8 protein-coding genes are annotated in these 5,110 nt (G+C 60.9%); 2 read left to right on the top strand and 6 right to left on the bottom strand.

The features are described from left to right. Positions 1-471 (top strand): class II fructose-bisphosphate aldolase (locus IBX54_RS12400; RefSeq protein ID WP_296542965.1); only part of this gene is annotated, 471 nt, incomplete at its 5' end. On the opposite strand, the gene IBX54_RS12395 is transcribed toward IBX54_RS12400, so the two are convergent. Genes IBX54_RS12395 through IBX54_RS12385 form a run of 3 tightly spaced genes read right to left on the bottom strand, consistent with a single transcriptional unit; the run spans position 468 to position 2,923 of the window. After that, a complete protein-coding gene (locus IBX54_RS12395; RefSeq protein ID WP_296542964.1) occupies positions 468-1,910 on the bottom strand; it encodes a dihydrolipoyl dehydrogenase in 1,443 nt (480 codons plus the stop codon). The two genes, IBX54_RS12400 and IBX54_RS12395, sit on opposite strands and share 4 nt — an antisense overlap. 27 nt (positions 1,911-1,937) lie before the next feature. Beyond that, complete coding sequence (locus IBX54_RS12390) at positions 1,938-2,672, bottom strand: glutathione peroxidase (protein WP_296542963.1); 735 nt, start codon at positions 2,670-2,672, stop codon at positions 1,938-1,940. A gap of 44 nt (positions 2,673-2,716) precedes the next feature. Then, positions 2,717-2,923, bottom strand: a complete 207-nt coding sequence (locus IBX54_RS12385) for a CsbD family protein (protein WP_296542962.1) — start codon at positions 2,921-2,923, stop codon at positions 2,717-2,719. A 270-nt stretch (positions 2,924-3,193) separates the two neighbouring features. On the opposite strand from IBX54_RS12385, the gene IBX54_RS12380 reads away from it, so the two are divergent. Then, positions 3,194-3,418, top strand: a complete 225-nt coding sequence (locus IBX54_RS12380) for a hypothetical protein (protein WP_296542961.1) — start codon at positions 3,194-3,196, stop codon at positions 3,416-3,418. Positions 3,419-3,635: 217 nt separating this feature from the next. On the opposite strand, the gene IBX54_RS12375 is transcribed toward IBX54_RS12380, so the two are convergent. Genes IBX54_RS12375 through IBX54_RS12365 form a run of 3 tightly spaced genes read right to left on the bottom strand, consistent with a single transcriptional unit; the run spans position 3,636 to position 4,912 of the window. Then, complete coding sequence (locus IBX54_RS12375; protein ID WP_296542960.1) at positions 3,636-4,364, bottom strand: PHB depolymerase family esterase; 729 nt, start codon at positions 4,362-4,364, stop codon at positions 3,636-3,638. After that, positions 4,361-4,558: a hypothetical protein gene (locus IBX54_RS12370; protein WP_296542959.1), complete on the bottom strand. Its 198-nt coding sequence runs from the start codon at positions 4,556-4,558 to the stop codon at positions 4,361-4,363. The genes IBX54_RS12375 and IBX54_RS12370 overlap by 4 nt, the downstream gene beginning before the upstream one ends. A gap of 45 nt (positions 4,559-4,603) precedes the next feature. Continuing rightward, positions 4,604-4,912: a CopG family transcriptional regulator gene (locus IBX54_RS12365; protein WP_296542958.1), complete on the bottom strand. Its 309-nt coding sequence runs from the start codon at positions 4,910-4,912 to the stop codon at positions 4,604-4,606. Positions 4,913-5,110: the final 198 nt, after the last annotated feature.

The raw sequence follows: 5,110 nt of genomic DNA, 5'->3' as shown, positions 1-5,110 counted from the left end.
CTGGCCATTGCCATCGGCACCAGCCACGGCGCCTACAAGTTCACGCGCAAGCCCACCGGCGACATTCTGGCGATCGACCGCATTGCCCAGATCCACGCGCAAATTCCCAATACCCATCTGGTGATGCACGGCTCAAGCTCGGTGCCGCAGGAGTGGCTGGCCATCATCCGCCAGTACGGCGGCGACCTGAAAGAAACCTATGGCGTGCCGGTCGAAGAAATCCAGCGTGGCATCAAGAGCGGTGTGCGCAAGGTCAACATTGATACCGACATCCGCCTGGCCATGACCGGTGCCATGCGCCAGAGCTTTGCCCAAAACCCGAGCGAATTCGACCCCCGCAAATCACTGATTGCGGCCCGCAAGGCTGCGATGGGCATCTGCAAACTGCGCTTCGAAGCCTTTGGCTGCGCCGGTTTCGGGTCAAAGATCAAACCGGTGCAACTCGACGTGATGGCAGCGCGCTACGCCTAAGCGCCAGGCCCGCAATCCATGCAGCGCTCGATCACCTGCGGACCAAGTTCCAGCTTGTGGTTGAGGTCACGCAGGGCAGTGCGCACCCCTTCTTCAATCACCGGATGGTAGAAAGGCATGTCCAGCATGCTTGAGACCGTCATGCGCTGTTGCGCCGCCCAGGCCAGCAGATGCCCGATGTGCTCGGCGGCGGGGCCGAACATTTCAGCCCCCAGGAACAAGCCACTGCCTTGTTCGCCATAGACTTTCAGTAGGCCGTGGTTGCGCAGCATGACCCGGCTGCGGCCCTGGTCCTCAAAGGACACCAGCCCCACCGCAAAGCGGTCCTTGAACTGCTCGTTGAGTTGTTTTAGATTCAAGCCAACCGATGCCACTTGTGGGTCGGTGAAGACCACCCCCAGAGGCGTGCGGCGCAAGCCGGGTTGGACGTCGGGGAAACGCGCGGCATTGTTGCCCGCGATGCGGCCCTGGTCGGCCGCTTCATGCAACAGGGGGCTGTCGTTGCTGGCATCGCCGGCAATGAATACCGTGCTGTCACCGCACTGCAGGGTGTGGCGGTCAAACAGCGGCACGCCGCGATCGTTCAACGCCAAGCCCGTGTGTTCCAGGCCGAGGCCGACCACAGCGGGCGCCCGCCCGGTTGCCGCCAGCACATAGTCGAACGCCTCGGTTCGCCAAACCCTGTCGCGATGCAGGTAGTTGACTTCGGCCCCGGTGGCGGTTTCCCTGACCGACTTCACCTGAGCGGCGGCATCCAGGTAAAACTCTTTGTTGAAGGTCTGGTTGGCAACCTCCCGAATGGCAGGGTCATGAATGCCGGCAATGCCACCACCGACACCGAACACCTTGACCTGTACCCCCAGACGGCTCATGGCCTGGGCCAGTTCCAGCCCCAGCACGCCAGGGCCGAACACCGCCAGACGCGTTGGCAAAGTGGGCAGGTCAAAGACGTTTTCATTGGTCAGCAAATGCGCGTCCAGCCCTTTCAGGACCGGGGGCAGCACAGGCGCGCTGCCGGTGGCGATGACGATGCGTCTGGCATGAATCAGTTGACCGTGCTCGGTCATCAAGGTGTTGGCATCCTGGAACTTGACCTTGGCGGTTAATCGGTCACTTGGCGCTATGGCGTCAATGGTTTCCAGCACAAAGCCGACAAAACGGTCGCGCTCGCGCTGTACCCGCGCCATCACGGCCGCCCCGTCCACTGTGACCGCTGGCACCTGCACGCCAAAAGCGGGTGCAAGGTGTGCCTGGTGCGCGGCCTCGGCGGCGGCAATCAGCAATTTGCTGGGCATGCAACCGACGCGCGCGCAGGTGGTGCCATAGGTGCCACCTTCGATCAGCAACACGGAATCGGCATGGGCGCGGGCGGCCCGGTAGGCGCCCATGCCGGCGGTACCGGCACCAATGATGGCGACTTCGACTTGAAGAGGTGTCATGGCAGTCTGGATGTGAGGGGTGACAACTTATTTTGCCAGCCAGAGTGCCAGTTCGTCGGCGCCGCCGACATATTGACCATCGACATACACCTGCGGCGTGGTGCCGTGGCCGCTCACGGCTTGCAGGGAGCTGTAGCTGATGCCGTGGCTGCCGAGCTCGATTTCTTCAAAACGGAGTCCCTTGTCATTGAGCATTTTGCGTGCGCGTGCGCAGTGCTGGCAGCCGGGCTTGCTGAAGAAGGTGACGCGCGGCGGGGGGCTGGCCTTGGGGTTGATGTAGTTCAGCATGGTGTCGGCATCCGACACCTTGAAAGGATCGCCCGGCTCCTGCGGCTCGATGAACATCTTCTCGATCAGGCCATCTTTCACCAGCATGGCGTAGCGCCAGCTGCGCTTGCCCATGCCGATCGCCGTTTTGTCCACCAGCAGGCCCATGCCCTCAGAAAATTCACCGTTGCCATCGGGCAGGAACTCAATGTTTTCGGCGCGCTGCGCCGTCTGCCATGTTTCCATCACAAACGGGTCATTGACTGCCAGGCAAATGAGGCTGTCGATGCCATTTGCCTTGAACACACCGGCCAGCTCGTTGAAGCGCGGCAAATGCATGTTGGAGCACGTCGGCGTGAAGGCGCCCGGCAGCGCAAAAAGCACCACCGCCTTGCCGTTGAACAGGGCGGCGCTGTCGACCTTGTCCCATTCGCCATTCACCCTGATCGGGAACGTGACATTCGGGACTTTTTGACCTTCGCGTGATTTCAGCATGGGTTTCCTTCGGTTTGTGTGGTGCTTGTGTTGCCAGGAAATTCCTAGCTGCGCTTGACGGTATCCTTGATAGCGTCCTTTGCGTCCTCGACGATTTCCTTGGCATCTCCAAGTCGTTTTTCTGCTTTGCCAGTGACTTGTTTGTGGATGCCCTTGGCCTCCTGCTCCTTGTTTCCAACGAGCTTTCCGGCTTGCTCCTGGACTTGACCGGCGAGGTCTTTCACAGTGCCGTTGACTTGATTCTTGTTCATGATGGTTTTCCTTTGTAAGTGAGCGAATGGCTTCGCAAGCGAGTCAGTGGATGACTCTGGGCCCAATGCTATTGAGTCAGCGCGCCTTGATCTGTGCGATTGCGTACAAAAGGGCTTTGGCCACCAGAAGTATTCGAGGCGGCCATGCCGTTCATGAGCATCAGCTTGCCTTGCGCGCCATGAAGTTCCCGTCACGGTCGCTGACACGTTCTGGCCTGCTGGCTGGCGGCTATTTAAAACCCATCGCCAGGTGGCACCGGCCTATCAGCGTTGTTGATTTCACAAGAGCCTGTTTTCGAGCAGCAGCGCCACAGCAAGCAAGTCCCCGCCAAAGCCGGCGCCGCGGCAAGGCTATTGGCTGCTGCTTCAGCGGAAGCCATCTTTGCCAGAAGGCTTTCTTTGGCAGCCGCCAATTCAAGGTCAGACATGCTCGAGATACGGGAAGTCAAGCTGTTTATTGGGGAAAGTGGATGTATCCATGGATGGCTCCTTTGAGGTGTTGAAGTCGATGTCCAGGCCTGAGTAACGCCTGAGCGTGACCCGTGCCAGACACCATTGGTCAAGCGCCAATCGACCGGGCTGCTGCGTTAAAAGCAGTGCGGCGATCAAGGCTGGTTGGAATTATTTTTGCCGCAGAACCAATTCGGGTCTGTGCGTTAACGCACGGCATCGTTTCATGCTGGGCGTTGTGGCTTGGGGTGGCCCGCCGCTGTCAGGCCTGTTGTTCGAAGAAAAAACGCAGCATTTCGCGTGTGGCATCGGGCCCGCTGCCATCGGTGTAAGAGCCCTCGGCCGAGCCGCCCGACCAGGCGTGTCCGGCCCCATGCACCAGCCAGTGCTCGGTCACCGCGCGGCCGTGCTCGGCATGGCGGGTGGAGCGGGTGTAGCGCCGGCCGCGCGCCGAAACGCCTTGCTCCACCCGGGGGCCGGCGGCGCCACTGCCAAGCACCGCCGCAATCACCTGCTCACCATTGCGCGGGTGCACTGTGCTGTCCTGGTCGCCGTGGAACACGATCGTCGGCACGCTGTTCTGCGGCCGCAGCGGGGCCTTCGCTGCAGCGCCCAGGTGCCGTCCCTTGCCGGTCATGACGACGTTCAGTTCGCCGCTTTTCATGACCATCAATGCCTCGGCCACGTTGCTGGCGGCGCCCGTTGGCAGACCCGAGTGAACCCCGACCGCAGCAAAAATCTCGGGGTAGGCCGCAGCCACGATGGCGGCCATCGCGCCCCCGGCCGACAGGCCGGCGATGAAGACGCGCCGGGGGTCAATGTGCTGCTGCTTCATCACCGCCAGCGTCATGCTGGCGAGCAGGGCCGGTTCGCCGCTATCGCGCTGTTGGTGGTTGTGTTTGAACCAGTTCCAGCAGCGTGAGGGGTTGGCGTCTTGTGACTGCTCCGGGTACAGCACGCAAAAGCCCTGCTCGCGGGCGCGCTGGTTCATGCTGGTGCCGGCGCATCGACCTCAAAGACGCAGTCCTCCAGCACCAGCGGTGAACTCTCAGCGTTCTCGCCGTCCGGGGCACTGTCACCCGCATCACGCAAGGTGCGCTGGATGACCGCGGTGGCTTCATTCAAGCTGCCAGCTTGCGTCAGCTCGGTGGCCTGGCGCATCAGGATTTGGAAGGTGTTGTTCATGTGATCTTTCAGGGGGTGAATTGGGTGTGGTGGGGTAGGGCGCGCTCAGCGCAGGCGGCTGGCCAGTGCGGCTTTGACTGCCGGGCTTGCCTGCAGCGCGCCCAGCTCGTCCGCACTGAAATGCTGCAGGCCTAGCACCAGCATCTTGCGCGCCACCACCTGCTTGACGGCCTCCGAATGGGTACTGATCTGGTTGCGGATGGCGGTGCGGATGAAGTCGGTGCGGTTGCCGTAGAAGCCCTCGGTCACCAGCAAGTCAATCTGTCCCAGGTCGACAAATCCGAGCTTGATGGTGATTTTTTCTGACTCTGCCAGCTTGGGCTTGGCCGGGGTGAGGGTGTTTGCTTGTTTCATGGTGCCATCCTAAAACCATCTATCTGGATGGTATGTGGCTGGGTAAATCGCCATGTAAGCGCTCTGAGCCGACATGCAGCGGACGACGCACCAATATAAGGCGGATTCAGAGACGGGTCGCCAGATGCTGCACCACTGCCGTGCTTTTGCACCGTTATAGCAATTTCTTATTGTGAAATACGCTTTTTGCATAATGTG

It is taken from the genome of Rhodoferax sp., from assembly GCF_014859475.1.
Classification (GTDB): domain Bacteria; phylum Pseudomonadota; class Gammaproteobacteria; order Burkholderiales; family Burkholderiaceae_C; genus Rhodoferax.
This window is presented reverse-complemented; position numbering and strand designations above follow the sequence as displayed.

What these genes read in the sequence shown, in the direction of transcription:
- IBX54_RS12395 (WP_296542964.1), bottom strand. Translation starts at nt 1,910, where the DNA reads ATGACACCTCTTCAAGTCGAAGTCGCCATCATTGGTGCCGGTACCGCC.
- IBX54_RS12390 (WP_296542963.1), bottom strand. Translation starts at nt 2,672, where the DNA reads ATGCTGAAATCACGCGAAGGTCAAAAAGTCCCGAATGTCACGTTCCCG.
- IBX54_RS12385 (WP_296542962.1), bottom strand. Translation starts at nt 2,923, where the DNA reads ATGAACAAGAATCAAGTCAACGGCACTGTGAAAGACCTCGCCGGTCAA.
- IBX54_RS12375 (WP_296542960.1), bottom strand. Translation starts at nt 4,364, where the DNA reads ATGAACCAGCGCGCCCGCGAGCAGGGCTTTTGCGTGCTGTACCCGGAG.
- IBX54_RS12370 (WP_296542959.1), bottom strand. Translation starts at nt 4,558, where the DNA reads ATGAACAACACCTTCCAAATCCTGATGCGCCAGGCCACCGAGCTGACG.
- IBX54_RS12365 (WP_296542958.1), bottom strand. Translation starts at nt 4,912, where the DNA reads ATGAAACAAGCAAACACCCTCACCCCGGCCAAGCCCAAGCTGGCAGAG.